Annotated in this window: 21 protein-coding genes and 4 tRNA genes; 15 read left to right on the top strand and 10 right to left on the bottom strand. The window is 43.0% G+C overall.

The genetic code is table 11. The features are described 5' to 3' along the window. The first annotated feature begins 56 nt into the window (after window positions 1-56). A complete protein-coding gene (locus tag B0184_RS08740; RefSeq protein WP_005707928.1) occupies window positions 57-1,013 on the top strand; it encodes a calcium/sodium antiporter in 957 nt (318 codons plus the stop codon). Between the two features lies 1 nt (window position 1,014). Further along, complete coding sequence (locus tag B0184_RS08735) at window positions 1,015-2,742, top strand: protein-disulfide reductase DsbD (protein WP_005707923.1); 1,728 nt, start codon at window positions 1,015-1,017, stop codon at window positions 2,740-2,742. Window positions 2,743-2,794: 52 nt separating this feature from the next. On the opposite strand, the gene hemL is transcribed toward B0184_RS08735, so the two are convergent. Next, a complete protein-coding gene (hemL, locus tag B0184_RS08730; RefSeq protein ID WP_005707935.1) occupies window positions 2,795-4,075 on the bottom strand; it encodes a glutamate-1-semialdehyde 2,1-aminomutase in 1,281 nt (426 codons plus the stop codon). Window positions 4,076-4,245: 170 nt separating this feature from the next. On the opposite strand from hemL, the gene wecA reads away from it, so the two are divergent. The 3 genes from wecA (at window position 4,246) to B0184_RS08715 (ending at window position 7,448) form a co-directional block, all read left to right on the top strand. Beyond that, complete coding sequence (gene wecA, locus B0184_RS08725; protein ID WP_005707915.1) at window positions 4,246-5,316, top strand: UDP-N-acetylglucosamine--undecaprenyl-phosphate N-acetylglucosaminephosphotransferase; 1,071 nt, start codon at window positions 4,246-4,248, stop codon at window positions 5,314-5,316. A gap of 75 nt (window positions 5,317-5,391) precedes the next feature. Continuing rightward, entirely contained in the window at window positions 5,392-6,162 is a 771-nt protein-coding gene (locus B0184_RS08720; RefSeq protein ID WP_005707933.1) for a hypothetical protein, read from the top strand. A gap of 83 nt (window positions 6,163-6,245) precedes the next feature. Then, window positions 6,246-7,448, top strand: coding sequence for an aromatic amino acid transporter (locus B0184_RS08715; RefSeq protein WP_005707921.1), 1,203 nt, complete (start codon window positions 6,246-6,248; stop codon window positions 7,446-7,448). Window positions 7,449-7,503: 55 nt separating this feature from the next. On the opposite strand, the gene B0184_RS08710 is transcribed toward B0184_RS08715, so the two are convergent. From B0184_RS08710 to citC, 7 genes are all read right to left on the bottom strand, one after another. Beyond that, window positions 7,504-7,797, bottom strand: a complete 294-nt coding sequence (locus B0184_RS08710) for a YfcZ/YiiS family protein (RefSeq protein ID WP_005707926.1) — start codon at window positions 7,795-7,797, stop codon at window positions 7,504-7,506. Window positions 7,798-7,966: 169 nt separating this feature from the next. Then, window positions 7,967-8,042: transfer RNA gene (locus B0184_RS08705), tRNA-Gly, on the bottom strand. Between the two features lie 20 nt (window positions 8,043-8,062). Further along, window positions 8,063-8,149: transfer RNA gene (locus tag B0184_RS08700), tRNA-Leu, on the bottom strand. Window positions 8,150-8,160: 11 nt separating this feature from the next. Further along, window positions 8,161-8,236 (bottom strand) — tRNA-Gly (locus B0184_RS08695). Window positions 8,237-8,254: 18 nt separating this feature from the next. Next, a tRNA-Leu gene (locus tag B0184_RS08690) sits at window positions 8,255-8,341 on the bottom strand. Between the two features lie 169 nt (window positions 8,342-8,510). Further along, on the bottom strand, window positions 8,511-9,185 hold the full coding sequence (locus B0184_RS08685) for a phosphoglycolate phosphatase (RefSeq protein WP_005709141.1): 675 nt from the start codon (window positions 9,183-9,185) through the stop codon (window positions 8,511-8,513). Window positions 9,186-9,202: 17 nt separating this feature from the next. Continuing rightward, window positions 9,203-10,258 carry a [citrate (pro-3S)-lyase] ligase gene (gene citC / locus B0184_RS08680; protein ID WP_005709129.1) on the bottom strand — a complete coding sequence of 352 codons (1,056 nt, stop codon included), beginning with the start codon at window positions 10,256-10,258 and terminating at the stop codon, window positions 9,203-9,205. A gap of 133 nt (window positions 10,259-10,391) precedes the next feature. Here citC and B0184_RS10565 point away from each other — a divergent pair, with 133 nt between their 5' ends. Then, on the top strand, window positions 10,392-10,532 hold the full coding sequence (locus B0184_RS10565; protein WP_005709134.1) for a hypothetical protein: 141 nt from the start codon (window positions 10,392-10,394) through the stop codon (window positions 10,530-10,532). Window positions 10,533-10,584: 52 nt separating this feature from the next. Here B0184_RS10565 and B0184_RS08675 read toward each other — a convergent pair whose 3' ends face one another. Beyond that, window positions 10,585-11,478 (bottom strand): mechanosensitive ion channel family protein, encoded by an 894-nt coding sequence (locus B0184_RS08675; RefSeq protein WP_005709121.1) that lies wholly within the window; start codon window positions 11,476-11,478, stop codon window positions 10,585-10,587. Window positions 11,479-11,564: 86 nt separating this feature from the next. Between B0184_RS08675 and rluC the strand changes: the two genes are divergently transcribed. The 7 genes from rluC (at window position 11,565) to ftsN (ending at window position 17,438) form a co-directional block, all read left to right on the top strand. Next, window positions 11,565-12,527, top strand: a complete 963-nt coding sequence (gene rluC, locus B0184_RS08670; RefSeq protein ID WP_005709106.1) for a 23S rRNA pseudouridine(955/2504/2580) synthase RluC — start codon at window positions 11,565-11,567, stop codon at window positions 12,525-12,527. Window positions 12,528-12,548: 21 nt separating this feature from the next. Further along, the gene (folP, locus tag B0184_RS08665) at window positions 12,549-13,394 is read left to right on the top strand and encodes a dihydropteroate synthase (protein ID WP_005709115.1); all 846 of its coding nucleotides are present in this window, start codon (window positions 12,549-12,551) and stop codon (window positions 13,392-13,394) included. A gap of 9 nt (window positions 13,395-13,403) precedes the next feature. Beyond that, window positions 13,404-13,751 (top strand): ArsC family reductase, encoded by a 348-nt coding sequence (locus B0184_RS08660; protein ID WP_005709133.1) that lies wholly within the window; start codon window positions 13,404-13,406, stop codon window positions 13,749-13,751. 3 nt (window positions 13,752-13,754) lie between these two features. Further along, window positions 13,755-14,888 (top strand): succinyl-diaminopimelate desuccinylase, encoded by a 1,134-nt coding sequence (dapE, locus tag B0184_RS08655; protein ID WP_005709138.1) that lies wholly within the window; start codon window positions 13,755-13,757, stop codon window positions 14,886-14,888. A gap of 137 nt (window positions 14,889-15,025) precedes the next feature. Further along, window positions 15,026-15,718, top strand: coding sequence for a M15 family metallopeptidase (locus tag B0184_RS08650; protein ID WP_039851473.1), 693 nt, complete (start codon window positions 15,026-15,028; stop codon window positions 15,716-15,718). Continuing rightward, entirely contained in the window at window positions 15,718-16,482 is a 765-nt protein-coding gene (locus tag B0184_RS08645; protein WP_005709132.1) for a class I SAM-dependent methyltransferase, read from the top strand. Before B0184_RS08650 ends, B0184_RS08645 begins: the two co-directional genes overlap by 1 nt. Window positions 16,483-16,607: 125 nt before the next feature. After that, window positions 16,608-17,438: a cell division protein FtsN gene (gene ftsN, locus B0184_RS08640; RefSeq protein ID WP_005709128.1), complete on the top strand. Its 831-nt coding sequence runs from the start codon at window positions 16,608-16,610 to the stop codon at window positions 17,436-17,438. A gap of 61 nt (window positions 17,439-17,499) precedes the next feature. On the opposite strand, the gene B0184_RS08635 is transcribed toward ftsN, so the two are convergent. Beyond that, on the bottom strand, window positions 17,500-18,243 hold the full coding sequence (locus B0184_RS08635) for an MlaA family lipoprotein (RefSeq protein ID WP_005709130.1): 744 nt from the start codon (window positions 18,241-18,243) through the stop codon (window positions 17,500-17,502). Window positions 18,244-18,400: 157 nt separating this feature from the next. On the opposite strand from B0184_RS08635, the gene metJ reads away from it, so the two are divergent. Together metJ and B0184_RS08625 are read left to right on the top strand one after the other, a co-directional pair. Next, window positions 18,401-18,718 carry a met regulon transcriptional regulator MetJ gene (gene metJ / locus B0184_RS08630; RefSeq protein ID WP_005709104.1) on the top strand — a complete coding sequence of 106 codons (318 nt, stop codon included), beginning with the start codon at window positions 18,401-18,403 and terminating at the stop codon, window positions 18,716-18,718. 59 nt (window positions 18,719-18,777) lie between these two features. Then, window positions 18,778-19,014, top strand: a complete 237-nt coding sequence (locus B0184_RS08625) for a YhdT family protein (RefSeq protein WP_005709123.1) — start codon at window positions 18,778-18,780, stop codon at window positions 19,012-19,014. Window positions 19,015-19,016: the final 2 nt, after the last annotated feature.

Below are 19,016 nucleotides of genomic sequence, written 5' to 3'. Positions count from 1 at the left end.
GAGATTTGGTGGTATCTATTAACGAAGAAATTAAGTCACAACACCTAGGAATATTTATGCTACTCGACATCCTCTACCTCGCCATCGGCTTAATTCTCCTTGTTTGGAGTGCCGATAAATTTGTGGACGGCGCATCTGCCACTGCACGCTACTTGGGGCTTTCGCCTCTACTTATCGGCATTGTGATCGTAGGCTTTGGCACATCCACGCCTGAAATGCTCGTCTCTGCATCTTCCGCATTAGACGGAGCATCTGGCTTAGCGTTAGGCAACGCTTATGGCTCGAACATCGCCAATATTGCGCTGATCTTAGGAGCAACCGCGGTGATCTCGCCCATTTTAGTGGCAAAAGATGTGCTCAAAAAAGAGCTGCCTGCATTGCTGGCGATTACCGCACTTTCTGCCTATTTTTTAACTGATGCGACAGTTACTCAAACAGAAGCGGTCATTTTATTGGTCGTTTTTGTCATTTATATGGGTTGGCGAATTTGGGAGGCGAGAAAATCGCCTGATGCGGCTAAGGAAGAAGAAAACCAAGTGCCCGTTTCGCTTAAAAAATCGGTATTCTGGCTTGTAGTCGGCTTATTGCTGTTAATGGCAAGCTCAAAACTGATGGTAGTCGGTGCAGTGTCGCTTGCCAAAGAATTGGGCGTGAGCGATTTAGTTATTGGTTTAACCATTGTAGCGGTGGGTACCTCTTTACCTGAGCTAGCATCTTCCATTATCGCAGCACGCAAAGGCGAATCTGATTTAGCCCTCGGCAATATTGTCGGCTCAAACCTCTTTAATACCTTGGTGGTAGTTGGCATTGCAGGAGTAATTAGCCCAATGCACGTTGAGCCTGATATTTTCAGCCGCGATATGCTGGTGATGTCTGCACTTACAGTGCTACTCGCTCTCTGCTGCTATCCATTCAGTCGCAAAAAACAAGGTAAAATTACCCGCTTTGAGGGATTTCTTTTGATACTCTGTTTTGTAGGCTATACTCTCTATTTACTTAAAAGTGTGATTTAAAATGTTACGTATTCTGATACTTCTCGTAAGTCTCTGCCTCTCGCTCAATGGTCAGGCAGGCTTATTTGATAAAAAACCGACTTTCCTTACAAGCCAACAAGCTTTCCAATTTGAAGCCAAGCAAACGGACAACCAATTAGCGTTAAATTGGCAGATTGCAGATGGCTACTACCTCTACCAAAAAGAGATGCAAATTATCCCAACACAAGCCGAATTGGGCGAATGGCAATTTCCGCCAGCGGAACGCCATCAAGATGAATTTTTCGGCGATGTGGAAATTTTCCGCAACGAATTGGCGTTACAGATTCCGCTAAAATCAGCCCAAAATGGCTCAGTTGAAATTCATTACCAAGGGTGCACCAAAGGCTTCTGCTACCCGCCTGAAACGGTAAACGTACCACTACAAAACCTGGACACACAGGCGGTTAATTCTGCTCAAAATTTTGCAAATCCTACTGAAAATTCGACCGCTTCTCACCCTACGGTGATTAGCCAACAAGACCAGCTAGCAAGCCAACTGTCTGAAAATCGCTTATCGATCGTTTGGTTTTTCGTACTAGGTTTAGGTTTGGCATTTACCCCGTGTGTCTTGCCAATGTTGCCGTTGCTATCAGCCATTGTCATTGGTAATCAAGAACGTCCGAACAATATAAAAGCCTTATTACTTAGCCTAACTTATGTTCAAGGTATGGCTCTGACTTATACCTTGCTCGGTTTAGTAGTGGCAGCAATCGGCTTGCCATTCCAAATTGCCTTGCAGAGCCCACCTGTGCTGATCGGTTTGGCGATTTTATTTACTTTGCTGGCGGCTTCAATGTTTGGTTTGTTTGAAATTCGCTTGCCAAATGCGTGGCAACAAAAGTTGAATGCACTCAGCCAAAAACAATCGGGTGGTGCATTCGGTGGCGTGTTTATCATGGGGATAATCGCAGGCTTGGTTGCCTCACCATGCACCTCTGCCCCACTTTCAGGTGCATTGCTTTACGTGGCTCAAAGTGGAGATCTATTCACTGGTGGCTTAGCACTTTATTTGCTCGCACTTGGAATGGGTATTCCACTAGTGTTGATCACTCTCTTTGGTAACAAAATTCTGCCAAAATCGGGCGATTGGTTGCTAAAAGTAAAAACCGCCTTCGGTTTTGTAATGTTAGCGTTACCGATTTTCCTAATTGCCCGCTTATTACCAACTCAAATTGAACCCTTACTTTGGTCTACTTTAGCATTGGTATTCTTAGGTTGGCTCATTAGCGTTATTCCTGCTACAGGTGTGTTAAAAAATGCGATTCGCATTGGTTTGTTTGCACTGTTTGCTTTATCTGCCTACCCGTGGGCAAATCTTGTATGGAGCAATGGCTCACAGGCTATAGAAACCACATCACACCTGAAATTTACCCGCATTAGTTCATTGGCTGAATTGGACGCACAACTTGCTGAAGCCAAGGGCAAAAAAGTGATGTTTGATCTTTATGCCGACTGGTGCGTGGCGTGTAAAGAGTTCGAAAAGTACACATTCTCAGATGCCAAAGTACAACAAAAATTGGGCAAAATGGTGGTGCTCCAAGTAGATATGACCCGTAACTCCGCTGAAAACGATGCCATTATGCAACGCTTCCAAATCTTAGGCTTACCAACAATTTTGTTCTTTGATGAACAAGGGCAAGAAATTAGCCGAATGCGCGTAACAGGATTTTTAGATGCTGAACAATTTTTGAATTGGCTAAATCAATAACAAAGTAGGCATGGAAACGAAATAGCAGCTGCAAAAACAGCTGCTATTTTTGTTATAACGCAGAGAATGCTTTATCTGCCGCTTGTAACGTCGCTTCAATATCCTCATCTGAATGAGCAAGCGACATAAAGCCTGCTTCAAATGCAGATGGAGCAAGATAGATGCCTTGTTCAAGCATTAAGTGGAAGAAGCGGTTAAATTTTGCTGCGTCACATTTCATCACTTCTTGGAAGCTAGTTACTTCAGTTTGCTCGGTAAAGAATAAACCGAACATCCCACCCACATATTGCACCACAAATGGTACATTGTGTTTGGCTGCCAATGTTTTTAAGCCTGCTGCTAAGGTTTTAGTTTTCTCGGCTAATTTTTCTTCATTGCCTGCTTTGGAAAGCTCGGTTAAGCAAGCTAAGCCCGCCGCCATTGCGATTGGGTTGCCTGAAAGTGTGCCCGCTTGGTAAACAGGCCCTGTTGGGGCAATTGCTTCCATAATTTCACGTTTACCACCAAATGCACCTACTGGCATCCCACCGCCAATAATTTTACCGAGCGTAGTTAAATCTGGTTTCACATTGTAGTAAGCTTGTGCTCCACCAAGTGAAACGCGGAAGCCTGTCATCACTTCATCGATAATAAATACCGTGCCATATTGGTCGCAAAGCTCACGTAAACCCTGTAAAAAACCTGCTTTTGGCGGCACGCAGTTCATATTGCCCGCCACAGGTTCTACGATCAAACAAGCAATTTCATTTGGATATTGCTCGAATGCTTGTTTTACCGAATCTAAATCGTTGTAAATGCAAGTAATGGTATGCTTCGCAAAATCTGCTGGCACGCCTGGCCCGCTTGGCTGACCAAGAGTTAATGCGCCTGAACCAGCTTTCACTAATAAGCTGTCTGAATGCCCATGGTAGCAGCCTTCAAATTTAATAATTTTATCGCGACCAGTATAACCGCGTGCTAAACGAATTGCCGACATTGTCGCTTCTGTGCCCGAACTTACCATTCTCACTAATTCAATAGAAGGCACAAGTTTACAAACAAGTTCAGCGAGCGTGATTTCACTCTCGGTTGGAGCACCAAAACTCAAACCATTCGGCACCGCTTTTAACACGGCATCAATAATTGTGGGGTGGTTGTGCCCCAAGACCATCGGGCCCCACGAGCCAACGTAGTCGATATAACGTTTGCCATCGCTGTCGATAATATATGCACCTTCTGCTTTCTCAATAAAAACAGGCGTACCACCTACACCTTTGAATGCACGCACAGGCGAGTTTACCCCGCCAGGGATGACTTTCTGCGCTTTTTCAAAGAGTTGTTCTGATTTTGACATAATAAATTCCTCGTAATAAATTCGGGGCTATTTTACTGAAAAATAAGCAGGGCGGGAATAATCAATAAGCGGTTATTTTTCGGCATAATCTTGCAAAAAATTTTCAAGATCTTCACCTTTGTGCTATTCTTCGCATAATTTTTTATCACACTATTTTAGGAAAAAATATGATGTGGCTGACCTTTGTAGCCGTTGTAATCGTTTCCTTTGCCTCGCTGATTTTTATGCGCCCTGTGGCAGAAAAAATCGGCTTGGTAGATAAACCTAATTTCCGTAAACGCCATCAAGGATTGATTCCATTAATCGGCGGTATTGCACTTTTTTTAGGCAATTTAACCTATTACGCATTTCAATATGACACCATGCCGTTGCCAGGTTTGTACCTGCTTTCAGTAACCATTTTGTTGGTTATCGGCGTATTGGACGACCGCTTTGACATCAGCCCCGCATTGCGTGCAGGCATTCAAGCCGTGCTCGCAGGTGCAATGATTTACAGCGGCCTAGAACTCGAAAGCCTAGGGCAAATCATTGCTCCATTTAGCATCAAACTTGGCTTTTTCAGCTTACTCTTTACCGTGTTTATCACCATTGGCGTGATCAATGCGTTCAATATGGTAGATGGCATTGACGGTTTACTTGCAGGGCTTTCTAGCGTAAGTTTTGCGGGCATCGGTGCGTTGATGTGGATTAACGGCGAACATGCCATCGCTTACTGGTGTTTAGCAATTGTACTCACACTTATTCCGTATGCGATGTTTAACTTAAGCGTATTCGGCGCGAAATGGAAAGTCTTTATGGGCGACTCAGGCAGCACGCTGATTGGCTTTACCATCATCTGGATGTTGCTATTAAGCACCCAAGGGCAAGGGCATGCCATCAGCCCAATCACAGGTTTATGGCTGATTGCCGTGCCGTTGATTGATATGGTGGCGGTGATTTTCCGCCGTTTGAAAAAAGGTAAAAGTCCTTTCAGACCCGACCGCTTGCACTTGCACCACTTGCTGATGCGTGCAGGTTTAACCTCCCGCCAAGCGCTTGCTGTGATCACCTTCTGGGCAGCCGTTTGCGCCACCATTGGCGTACTTGGCGAAGTGAATTATTGGGATCAATCTTCAATGGTGATTGGCTTTATCGCACTGTTCTTCCTTTACGCTTACAGCATCGTGCGTGCGTGGAAAATCACCCGCTTTGTCAGACGATTGAAGCGGAGAGTAAGAAAAAATTCAGTGAAGCATTCTTAGCACCTAGGGCTTTTGTCCTAGGTTACGCATAATTCAGCCCCGATGGGGCTGTTTCTTTTCAAGATGGATAATCCTATGTTTAAAAAAATTCTAAACACAATTTTACTCACCGCTATCGGTGCAGGTTTAGGCGCAACAACCGCCCATTATCAGCCTACGCAATGGCAAGTCCAAGCTCAATTTACTGCCCCGAAAATGGAGGAATTAGGTAACTATTTTTCCCTTTTTTCCACCTTCCAACTGGTTTCTGGTGATGCAGAGGCGGTGGATGTCAGCAAAATGGAAAGCAAAGCAACCCAAACGACATTTGCAATTTTCTCGCAAAATTTAACCGCTAGCGAGCCACGCATTGCCTTTTTAAGTCAACAGCCAAGTGTACAACAACGTGCCGAATTAGAAGGATTATCCGCAAAAGCCTATGCCGAAAAATTAGCACAAGGTTTCCAAAGCAGCGTGAATGGAAATGCGGTAAATGTAAGTTTTTCTTCATATAACCTCGCCGATGTGGATAACTTATTTGTGGAATACTTAAAAAGCGTAAATGCCACAACTCGCACCGCATTGAACAACGAACTTATCAACAAATGGAAAGCATTATTCCAACAAGTTAAAACGGCGGCAGAAGCAAAATTAGATGCCTCTTGGGAAAACAAACTCAAAATGATGCAATCGGTTCAACCGCTAGACAATAACCTTGTTGCCTTCCATTTTGCGAAAAATGCTAGCCTAAATGCCATTCCGAAACCTTATCTGATTTTTGCAGGATTAGGCGCCATTGCAGGCTTTATAATGAGTTTGATTGCATTGGCTATGTTAAACGTAAGAACGAAAAAACAAGTAAGTTAATTAAATACGCAATGGAAAGCGGTCGTTTTTAGTAAAAAATTACCAAAAACGACCGCTTGCGTTTTCTTTTGATAGGAATTTTTGTGAAAAAACAACCTTCTCTTTTTGGTGGTGCGTGCATCATTACGGGCGTTTGCGTGGGGGCTGGAATGCTCGGTTTGCCGATGTCTGGTGCGGGGGCGTGGACGGGCTGGACGCTCGCGGCGATTACGCTGACGATGATCACGATGACGCTCTCAGGCTGGCTATTGCTGGAAGTATATCAAGACCATCCCATTCGCTCTTCTTTTAACACCGTCACCCAAGCAGTGCTAGGCAAGCCTATTAACATTATTAACAATCTGGCAGTCTATTTTGTTGGTGGTATTTTGCTCTACGCCTATATCACGGCTTCAGGCGATATTCTGCAAAACTTAGCCAAGCCATATCTTGATTTTGGCGAGGTAAGCGCTCGAATTTGGTCGGTCATTTTCGTCGTGATTTTTTCATTTTTCGTTTGGCACTCCACCCGTTTGGTTGATCGCATCTCAATTGTACTAATTTCCTTTATGGCGATTTCATTCTACTTAAGCATTTCAGGGTTGATTAACCATATCAATTTGAACACGCTGTGGGATTTACCGAATGAGAACAGCGAATATGCCAAATACAGCCTTTCGGTGTTGCCGATTGCACTGACTTCGTTTGGCTACCATCACTCAGTTTCTTCCATGCGAGCCTATTATGGCGAAGAACGCAAGGCAAAATGGGCGATTGCGGGCGGCACTTTTATTGCGCTGGTGCTTTATTTACTCTGGGTCATCAGCATTTTTGGCGTATTGCCACGTGAAAATTTTGCCCCAATTTTGGCAAGCAATGGCGATTTAGGCGTGCTGTTACAACATATTGGCGAACAGATCGAAGTGGGGCAAATTTCGCAAACCTTGCATGCTTTTTCGATTGCCGCGATTTTATCCTCATTTATTGGCGTGGGACTTGGTACTTTTGATTTCTTGGCGGATTTCTTTGGCTTTGCTGATGATAAAGCGGGCAGAACCAAATCTTGGGCGGTTACCTTTTTACCGCCATTGATTTTCTCGCTGCTCTCACCACTTGGCTTTTTAAAAGCGATTGGCTATGCGGGCGCCATTGCAACACTTTGGACTTGTATTATCCCCGCGTGGCTGGCTTACAAAACGAAAAAAGGCAATCAAGCGGTCATTTTTTTAGTTTTTATTTTCGGCATCTGCACCGCAATTTTCCATTTGTTGGCGATGGCAGAAAAATTGCCGATGTTTAAGGGCTAGCATGAAAATAACAAAAGCTGAAAGGGTTCATTTACATCATTTCAGCCTTTTACGTTTATCTCACCGCCATTTGGAATAACACCACTTCTGCTTGACAGCTAAATTCAATCCACATCTGCATTAAAAAGCCATCTGCAAGCGGTTTGATTTCTGACTTAATTTGACAAGCCTCTGTTTCCACCGATTTTGCTTTTTGCGTGAAAAATTCGACCGCTTGTTTTGCTTGTGCTTCGCTATCATAAACAGCCTCAAAGGCAATTTGGCGATCAGCATTGTCTAACATTGAGTCACCTTTTAATTTACACATATTGCGGGCTTCGTCCGCTTTTTGTTGGAGTGTTTTTGACATTTTAAATTCCTCAATCAATAAAAACAAATACCATTATAGTACGCTCACATAAGAAATGAGGCAAAAGATTAGAGAACAAATTAAAGAAAAAACAATAACGTAGATAGGAAAATTTTAGACATAAAAAAAGCACCTCAAGGTGCTATCATTTATTTTCTATTGTAAGAAATGGAGCGGGAAACGAGGCTCGAACTCGCGACCCCGACCTTGGCAAGGTCGTGCTCTACCAACTGAGCTATTCCCGCATAATTTTAGTTATTTTAAATGGTGCCCGAGGCCAGACTTGAACTGGCACGCCCCGAAAGGCGAGGGATTTTAAATCCCTTGCGTCTACCGATTCCGCCACTCGGGCATATTTTAAAATGGAGCGGGAAACGAGGCTCGAACTCGCGACCCCGACCTTGGCAAGGTCGTGCTCTACCAACTGAGCTATTCCCGCATTTAAGTTGCTTTAAAATGGTGCCCGAGGCCAGACTTGAACTGGCACGCCCCGAAAGGCGAGGGATTTTAAATCCCTTGCGTCTACCGATTCCGCCACTCGGGCAACTTTTCATTGCATCATTCAGTAAAACTGAATAACGAGGTGTATTATAGAGAATCTTAAAATTAAGTCAAACATATTTTTAAAAACATCTTTAACATTGCACAAATTAAGTTCAAAATAAGCATTTTTTAGACAAAAATACCCTTTTACTCTCTCGCACCTCAAAAAATTAGATTTCTTTTGTCGCGATTTCTAACACATCTGCAAAATTTGACGTCACAAATGTTGGATTTGCCTGCTCAATTGGCACATTATAGTTGTAGCCGTAAGTTAAACCAACCACATCACAGCCCGCTCTTGTTGAAGCAATCACATCATTTTCAGAATCACCCACAAATAGCAATTCGCTTGGCTGAATACCGAATTTCTTGCAAATAAACCACATCGGGTCTGGATTTGGTTTGATTTTTGGTAATGATTGACCACCTAAGGTTTCACTAAAGAGTGAATAAATCCCAAATGCTCTTAACACAGGCTCAACCAAATGGGTTGGTTTATTGGTAATCACTACCAGTGTAAATCCTTTGGCTTTCAAGGCTTCCAGCGTTTCTTTAACATTAGGATAGAGCGTGCTCTCTTCACACACATAAGTGGCATAAAACTTATCAAAGCTCGCACGCATACTGGTCAATTGCATTGCATCAAACAGTTTGCCCGTGTAATTTACCGCATTTTGGAAGAAAATATCTGCACCTTTCCCCACCCAGCTGAGCACTTTTTCCTGCGTTACCGTTGGCAAACCGTGCTCTAAGAACATCGAGTTCACCACCAACGTTAAATCAGGCAAGGTGTTAATTAGCGTACCATCCAAGTCAAAACCAATTACTTTATATTTAAAAGCCATTTTTATCCCCTTAAAAATTAATAATGAATCACGTTCTCTGCTTGCTGAATGCGTTGTACAACCTTTTGCCCTTCCGCACTCAATAAAAATTGGTAACTACTCTCAGGCAACATTGCAGAAACTTTCTCAAAATCGCCCGCTTGTATCGCTGCTCGTACGCTAGAGGCACTAGTTGCCTGCCCTTCGATCACCTTACGTGGCACAACCACACACCCAATCCCCGCTTTCGGCAATTCTGCTTGCATAATCTGATTGTAAAGGTTAGTTACACGGCTAAATGGCTCTTCACCCACATAACGGCGTTGAATTCCCAATGCTTTGGCTATCTGACTGAAAATCTGCAAATCAAGCAATGCATTACTCTCAATCACCGCATTTTCATTCTCTTGGAAATAGCTTGGAAAGGTTACAGAACTAATCATATAAGACGCAGTTTCATGGCAATAAACATTTGGTAAATGCACCACACCCGCTTCTACCAACTGCTTACGCACTGAAAATGGCACGAGGCTTTTATCTTCGCTCACCACAAACAGATGCACGATATCATTCTCACATGAAGCCTTTTCAACCAAATACTGGTGGCCAAGCGTAAACGGATTGGCGTTCATCACAATCGCTGCAACTCGCTGCCCTGCCTGCATTTTGGGCACGCAAGCGGTCAGATTTTCTAAATAATTTGCAAAGCCCTTACGTTGATTTTCCATAAACACCAATTTATCTTTAATACGTGCAATTTCATAAAAACCTAAGCTCTGGAAAAACTTTGCGGAATTACATTTAGTGTAAAGAAAAATATGCGAATTACCCCGCTCGTATTGCTCGTTAATCAAATGGGTCACAATCGCATTCATCAGCCCCTCACCTTGATGTACTGAGGAAACTGCCAAACATCGCAAACTATTGGCAAAACAACTTCCCGTTGCGATAATTTCACCCTCTTCATCATACATCGCACAGGTGTAATCTAAATTCGGGTCGCGTTTAATCCCTTCCTCAGCTAACAATTTATCAATCGCCTGATAAGCCCGCTTATCAAACGCCATCACACGGTCAATTGGGTAATCTGCCATCTATTTCTCCTTGTTGAATTATTCTACACGCCAGAAAATAAAATGCCAAAAGGGTTGTGGGAAATTTCTTATTGTTTATTTTTAACTCGTTTCAATATAATACACAAATATACCCACGATAGGAGAAAATGCGATGAATACAGAAAATCAAGAATATAATTCGCAAAAAGAACAGATACAAAAGCAAGATTCTCAACCTAGAAAAAACATTGCAGATATTGAACTTGAAATTCCACCACGCTCAAAAGCACAGCGCCGCCCAGTAGAATTTTAAACGTCCTTATCTAAAACAAAACCTTGGATTTCTCCAAGGTTTTATCTATTTATTATAACTTATCTGTTCCCATCAAATTCACATCCAACTGGTTAAACGGAATCACAATGCCCGCTTCGTCAAAAGCCAGTTTAACTTGTTCCAACACGCTGCTATAAGCAGAAGAGGCATCTGATGTGTTTACCCACGCTTGAGCGCCTAATTTCACGCTATTTGCAGCTAACTCACTCACAGAGACATCAGGGGCGGGTGTTGAAAGCACTTTGCCTTCATTCGTGAGAATTTGGAGGATAATCTCTTTGGCTTTTCTCAAATCTGTATCATAGGCAATATCAAATACAAAATTAAGACGGCGGGTATCGTTTGCTGAGTAGTTAGTAATTTTGCCAGAAAACACATTGCTGTTAGGAATAAGTACTGTTTTATTATCAGATGTGCGAAGCTCTAACACTAAAATCCCCATCTGTTGTATCGTACCGACTGTGCCACCCGTTTCAATTTGATCGCCTTTTTGAAACGGTTTGAAAATCAGTAACATCACACCCGCCGCGAAATTTTGTAATGAATTTTGCAACGATAAACCAATCGCCAAGCCCGCAGCACCAATTAATGCGACCAATGAACTTGTGTTAATTCCAAGTTGAGAAAGTGAGGCTATCACGACAATCAGTAGCAGCAAGAAATAGCTGATTGAGCGTATGAAACTTTGTAGCATCTCATCTTTGGTGGAAGCTAACACCGCTTTGCTGAGTAGCTTGCTGATCGCTTTTGCCAACCATTTCCCGATCACAAAAATCGCGATTGCTAGGATAATTTTTGTGCCATACGGAATCATATAATCATTTAAGATGGCATCGAAACTCATCGAATCGACTTTTTTAAGTACCTTCTCGGTGGTCGCTACCACATCAATATTTTGCGTTGCTGTTTGAGCTGTTTCTGACATTTTTGATCCTTTTTGTTGAATTTGCCCGAAAAAGAGGGCGTTTGTGATAGAATTTAGAGCAATATTATCTCTAAATTTCACATTTTATGATAACAGAAAAAGTAATCAGTGCCAGCGTGCAATTTTTTACCATTTCCGATGATGAAGCGGGACAACGTTTGGATAATTTTCTTTTGGCGAAGCTGAAAGGTGTGCCGAAAAGTTTGATTTATCGCATCGTGCGTAAGGGCGAAGTGCGCGTCAATAAAGGGCGAATTAAGCCAGAATATAAACTTCAAGAAGATGATGTCGTGCGTGTGCCACCTGTGCGTGTGGCAGAGAAAAGCGAAGTACCCGTTTCAACCAAACTCAACAAAGTGGCGGAATTAGAGAGCCAAATTTTGTATGAAGATGAAGTGATGTTAGTTATCAACAAGCCTTCTGGCATTGCCGTGCACGGCGGAAGCGGTTTGAGTTTTGGCGTAATTGAAGCCTTGCGTGCATTACGTCCGCAAGCACGTTTCTTGGAATTGGTGCACCGCATCGACCGTGACACATCGGGCATTCTGCTCGTTGCTAAAAAACGCTCAGCATTACGCAATTTACACGAGCAACTGCGTGAAAAAGTGGTGCAAAAAGATTACTTGGCATTAGTACGAGGGCAATGGCAAGCACACGTCAAAGTAGTGAAAGCACCACTACTCAAAAATGAACTTGCAAGCGGTGAAAGAATGGTAAAAGTGAGCGAAGCGGGCAAGCCGTCGGAAACCCGTTTTGTGATTGAAGAGCGCTATCCGTCAGCGACCTTGGTAAAAGCATCACCTGTGACTGGGCGAACCCACCAAATTCGCGTGCATACCCAACACGCTGGGCACCCAATAGCTTGTGATGATAAATATGGCGACCGTAATTTCGACCAGAAAATGCAACAAATGGGCTTAAATCGCCTGTTCTTGCACGCTTATGCTATTCGTTTTGAACACCCAAAAACGGGTGAAGAAATGGTGATTACCGCACCGCTTGATAAAAAAATGAAAGCGGTATTGGCGAAGTTACGAGCGGAAAAATAGCGGTTGAAAAAGGAGAACAAAATGCAAATCCATTTCAAAAACCAACAAAAATCTGACCGCTTGTTGGATTTAACTCACCCGAATATTATGGGCATTTTGAATTTCACGCCCGATTCTTTCTCGGATTCAAGCAAGTTTTTTTCGTTGGACAAAGCCCTCTTCCAAGTTGAAAAAATGCTTAATGACGGGGCAGATATTATCGACATTGGGGGGGAGTCTACCCGTCCGAATGCGGAAATTGTGACCGTTTCGCAAGAAATTGAGCGAGTTGTACCGCTTGTTGAAGCCGTTAGAAGTCGTTTTGATTGCTTGATTTCAGTAGATAGTTCAAAGGCAGAAGTATTCCGCGAGTCAGCAAAAGCAGGGGCGGATATTCTCAATGATATTCGTGCCTTAACCGAACCGAATGCACTAGAGACCGCCGCAGAACTTGATTTACCTGTCTGCATTATGCATATGCAAGGCTCGCCGCAAACGATGCAACAAGCCCCACATTATGAGGATGTCGTCGAAGAAGTGGCAGATTTTTTGAACCACCGCATTTTAGAATGTACGCTTGCGGGTATTCCTAAAGAGCATATTATTTTAGATGTTGGCTTTGGCTTTGGCAAAACTGTTGAACATAATTACCAATTATTGAAACATCTCAAAGCCTTTGTTGATTCTGGCTTCCCTGTGTTAGCAGGGCTTTCCAGAAAATCAATGATTGGGGCAATTACGGGCAAACCTGTGGATCAGCGCGTAATTGGCAGCGTAACGGGGGCATTACTCTCGGTTCAAAACGGAGCAAAGATCGTCCGCGTGCACGATGTTGCCGAAACGGCTGAAGCTTTGAGTATTTGGCAAGCGATGAATAGCGTAGAATAAGGAAGAAAAATGATTAAAGTATATGGCATTAAAAATTGCGACACCGTTAAGAAAGCGTTGAAATGGCTGGCAGACAACCAAATCGCACATCAATTGCACGATTATCGTGTCGATGGTTTAGACACAGTTTGGCTTGAACAAGCAGAACAAGCCTTTGGCTGGGAAGCGTTAGTTAATAAACGCTCAACTACATGGCGCAACCTCGATCAAGCGGTTAAAGAGAACTTCGCTCGTACCACTGCGCTTAAAGTACTCACCGAACAACCAACCCTTATCAAACGCCCGATTATCTTACAAGATGGCAAAGCGTTGATTGGGTTTAATGAAGCAGAATATAAGGCAGCCTTTGGGAAATAAAAAATGAAACAACAAATCATCTCCCTTGCTCAAAACTTAATCCAACGCCCTTCCACCAGCCCCAAAGATGAAGGCTGCCAACAAGTGATTGCGGAACGCTTGCAAGCGGTCGGATTCAACATCGAATGGCTACCATTTGGCGACACGCTCAATTTATGGGCAACACACGGTAAAGGTGAACCTTGCTTTGCCTTTGCAGGCCACACCGATGTTGTGCCTGTAGGCGATGAAAATGCGTGGACTTACCCCCCATTTGAGTCACGTATTGTGGATAACATTCTCTATGGCAGAGGTGCTGCCGATATGAAAGGCTCGCTCGCAGCCCTTGTAGTTGCCGCAGAAAATTTTGTAAAAAATAACCCAAACCATGCTGGCAAAATTGCTTTGCTCATTACCTCCGACGAAGAAGCCGCCGCCAAAGATGGCACAGTAAAAGTAGTTGAAACCTTAATGGCACGCAATGAACCCATCCATTATGCTGTAGTGGGCGAACCTTCAAGTGGTAAAGTGCTGGGAGATGTAATTAAAAATGGCCGCCGCGGTTCAATCACTGCTGAGCTTTACATTGAAGGCGTGCAAGGACACGTTGCTTATCCACATCTTGCCGAAAACCCTGTGCATACTTCGCTTGGATTCTTAACCGAACTCACCACCTATGAATGGGATAAAGGCAACGAATTTTTCCCGCCGACCAGTCTGCAAATCGCCAACATTAAAGCAGGTACAGGCAGCAATAACGTGATCCCAGGGGAGCTTTATGTGCAATTCAACTTACGCTATTGCACAGAAGTAACAGATGAAGTCATTAAATCAAAAGTTTCCGAAATGCTGCAAAAACACGGCTTAACGCATCGAATTAGCTGGAATTTATCGGGAAAACCGTTTTTAGCAGGTAACGGAAAATTAGTCCAAGCCGCCCAACAAGCAATCGAAAACGTGACTCAAATTACACCTTGCCTAGACACCAGCGGCGGCACATCAGACGGACGTTTTATCGCCTTAATGGGGGCAGAAGTAGTGGAGTTCGGTCCACTCAACGCTACCATTCACAAAGTGAATGAATGTGTAAATGTGGACGATTTAGGCAAATGTGGGGAGATTTATTACCAGATTGCGGAGATGTTGCTCTCAAAGTAGCATTTATTGTAGAGGCAAATCACATTTACCCTAAAACATCAAAGGAATATCAGGACTAATGTAATTCGCCCCTACGCTAGAGCAACATAGTTACTACATTTATAATCTTGTTATATAACCAACAAGCGGTCAAAAAAATGCCAAACTTTGCAAATTTAACGGAAATTCTTACAGGCAAAAGCCGTGAGCATTTAATTACTCTGCCGAATCCACTGTCGAACAAACACGCCTTGCAGCCTGAGGCTGTGCAAGCTTTTTTACAGCTGCAACAAGTCGCCCAAAAAGCAGGCTTTAATTTACAACCTGCCAGCACTTTCCGCGATTTTGAACGCCAGAAACTGATTTGGAACGCCAAATTTAATGGCGAGCGTAAAGTGCACAATGATAAAGGCAATGCCATTGAGCTGGAAGGCCTAAGTGATTGGCAAAAATGCCAAGCAATTTTACGCTGGTCTGCTGTACCAGGGGCAAGCCGCCATCATTGGGGCACGGAGATCGATTTCTTCGATCCTGATGTGCTGCCTGCGGGCAAAAAATTGATGCTTGAGCCTTGGGAATACCAAACAGGCGGTTACTTCCAGCGTTTAACCAACTGGTTGTTGGCAAATGCTGAAACGTTTGGGTTTTTCTTCCCGTTTATCCCTGAAAACAGAGAAGACAAGCTAATTGGCGTTGAGCCTTGGCATATCAGCTATTTTCCGATTGCGGAGCTCTATCAACAACAATTCGATGCAAACCACTTAACACAAGCATGGAAAGCGGAAGAGATTGCAGGTAAAGAGACGCTTCTTACCCATTTTGACACACTTTTTAAAGATTATATTTTGTAATGACAATTCAATTGATTAACGAAAATGGCGATGAAAACGTCTTTCAAGCCGTTTGTGAAAAATGGCAATTAAGCCACAATCCAGATGCGATTTTAGCCCTTGTGCAAACCGCTGAACGCTTGGAATTACGCAAATTAGACGAACCCAAATTAGGAGCAATTGCGGTTAATTTTGTGGATGGCACGATGGCACATCGCCGTAAGTTTGGCGGTGGACGGGGCGAAGCGATAGCGAAAGCGGTTGGCATTAAAGGCGACTACTTACCCACTGTAATTGATGCTACCGCAGGGCTTGGGCGAGATGCGTTCGTACTTGCCTCTATTGGTTGTAAAGTACAATTGATCGAGCGTAACCCCGTGGTTTCCGCTTTGTTGGAAGATGGCTTAAAGCGGGCTTATCTAGATCCTGAGATTGGCGAATTTATGCAATCACGGATGGTTTTATTGCCATTTCATACCATTAGTGAATATGCTGCAGCAAATGAAGATACTGTTGATGTGGTTTATTTCGATCCAATGTTTCCGCACAAACAAAAAAGTGCTTTAGTCAAAAAAGAGATGCGTGTGTTCCAGCACTTGGTGGGAGCGGATTTAGACTCGGATGATTTTTTCCAGCCTGCAAAACAAGCGGCTCGCAAACGCATGGTAGTCAAACGCCCTGATTATGCACCGTTTATTGCAGAGCAAAAACCTGATTTCAGTCAAACGACCAAAAATCACCGATTTGACGTCTATTTATCACATTTATCAGCGAAATCAGACTAAAATCAGTAAATTTAACAAAAATTTACAAAAATTTTAAAATTGAACTTGCCCAATTGATAGGCAAGCGAGATATTTTTCAGTAGAATTTACTACTATGATTATTTTATTTTAAGGTTTATACAAATATGTCTCGAAGCTCAATGGCTCGCCCTAAAAAAAGTAAAGGAATGAGTGTTTCTACCATATTATCTATCGTAATTGTGCTATTTTTAGCACTAGGATTGGGATTATGGTTACTAAAGGAAAACGCTCCAACACCTACCACTGCTGCACCTAACCAAGTCGCAGTAAAACCTATAACACAAAATACGACATTACCAAGTCGCCCAGAAGAAGTTTACAGTTATATTCGTGATCTAGAAACTCGCGAAGTCGTTACTGATCCAAACAAAGGGCAACCCAAATCGGCTCAACTTTCTAAAGAACAATTGGCACAATTAGAAGAAAAGCGTAAACAAGAAGAAACCGCACGCCTTACAACAGAACAGCCAGTTGCCACAGAGCAACCTGCTAAACCAGAAATTGTAGCAGAACAACCAGTAGCACCGTCTGATGCTGAGATTGCAGCCAAAAAGGCTCATGAGCAAAAACTAGCTGAAGAAAAACGCAAACAAGCAGAATTGAAAAAACAGCAAGAATTAGCGAAAAAAGCGGAAGCCGAGAAAACAAAAGAAAAAGCAGAACAAGTAAAAGCAACGCCTGCAAAAGTGGAAGAAAAACCGACCGCTTCACAACCTAAAGCAGGTAGTTTCGGGCTTCAATGTGGTGCATTCAAAAACAAAGCACAAGCTGAAAATATGCAAGCCCGCCTTGCTATGGCAGGTTTCAATGCCCGTATTGTTAGTGGAGCAGATTGGAATCGCGTATTTGTCGGCCCTATCGGAAACCGTACAGCAGCTGCAACTGCCCAATCTAATGCAAGAAGTGTGGCAGAATGTGTGATTGTAGCGATGTAATTAGGAATATTAAATAATAAATGGGTAAGAATAATTAAGTTTATTCTTACCCATTTTTCGTTTAATCAATCCCCTTCAACTCATCTTTCGATAATGTTTCTTTCTCTTCATTTGCTTTACCGTTGTTTACTTTAAACTCCAAGTTTTGGAAATAAGCTTCGCGGAACGTCACATAAGGGTCGAGCGATTGTTTGATTAACGCATCTTGGTCAAGTAAGTTAGCACGGGTATTAATGCCTTGAACGCTAAATTTTGCAATACTCCAAGGGGTAGTTAAAAGTGAAAGCACAGGATATGCAGAATCTACTACTTTTCCGACCGCTTGTCGTGGAGTGGTTGGTCCGTAGCCTGGCACCATAATATATGCCCCTGTGCCCACGCCATAGTGCCCAAGCGTTTCGCCAAATTCACGGTTGCCGTTATCAAGTTTTAAGTCTGGTGTTTTGCTTGCCCAGTCGATTAAACCGCCAATACCGAATACGGAGTTAATCCAGAAACGGTTGAAGTGAATCATCGCTTTTTTCACTTCACCTTCAAGTAAGCGATTCACGAAACTCGCTGGCTCATCCAAGTTATTCGCTACATTCACTAAACCTGTTTTAACAGGGCTTGGCACGTAGTCACGCCAACCTTTTGCCACTGGTTTAACCACATAAGGATCAAGATAGTTGTAATTTATATTCCACATCGCACGGTTAAACCCTTCGAGTGAATCTTTACGTTCGCCCGTGTTCGGATCGATAGCAGATGAACAAGCGGTCAATAATAGACTTGCAGTTACCAATGCAGTTGCTTTTAATTTCATAATGTTTCCTTGTTAAATTCAATACGGTTATTATACTTGTTCGACGCCTAAAAGACCAACAGCTTTCTGCATAAAATCACAATAGAAATCTAGACGTCTAGATTGCGATATAGTTCAGATTTGATTACAATAACGCCATTTTTAGCGGGGAAAATATATGAAAGATTGGCGTGGCGAATACATTAGCCCTTATGCAGAACATGGCAAAAAAAGTGAACAAGTGAAGAAGATCACTGTATCAATTCCAATTAAGGTATTGGAAATTCTAACCAATGAGCGTACGCGCCGTCAGATTAAAAATCTGCGTCACGCCACTAATAGCGAACTACTTTGTGAAGCCTTTTTACATGCGTTCACAGGGCAGCCTTTGCCAACCGATGAGGATTTAATGAAAGAACGCAGCGATGAGATTCCAGAGCAAGCAAAAGAAAAAATGCGTGAGCTTGGCATTGATCCTGAGAATTGGCAATACTAATCAAGTCCCACGTTTGTGGGGTTTTTTATCACTATGACAAAAGCACAAAAGGAGTTTTTATGCAAACAAAACAACTGACGAGAGAGGCTCAATGGGCTTTGGGCTTAACCGTACTCTATATGTTCGGCTGGATTATCTTAGCCTACTTTTTCCCTGTGAAATTAGGCATTCTAGGTTTACCGATTTGGTTCGAACTTTCTTGCGTTTTTCTACCGCTTCTGTTTACCCTGTTGGTGTACATCGTGGTGAAAAAGGTGTATCAAAATATCGACTTAGACGGCAACGTGGAGGAATAAGC

It is taken from the genome of Haemophilus paraphrohaemolyticus, assembly GCF_002015045.1.
Classification (GTDB): Bacteria; Pseudomonadota; Gammaproteobacteria; order Enterobacterales; family Pasteurellaceae; genus Haemophilus_A; species Haemophilus_A paraphrohaemolyticus.
Note: the sequence above shows the minus strand (reverse complement) of the source record. Positions and strands in the feature narration are given on the sequence as shown.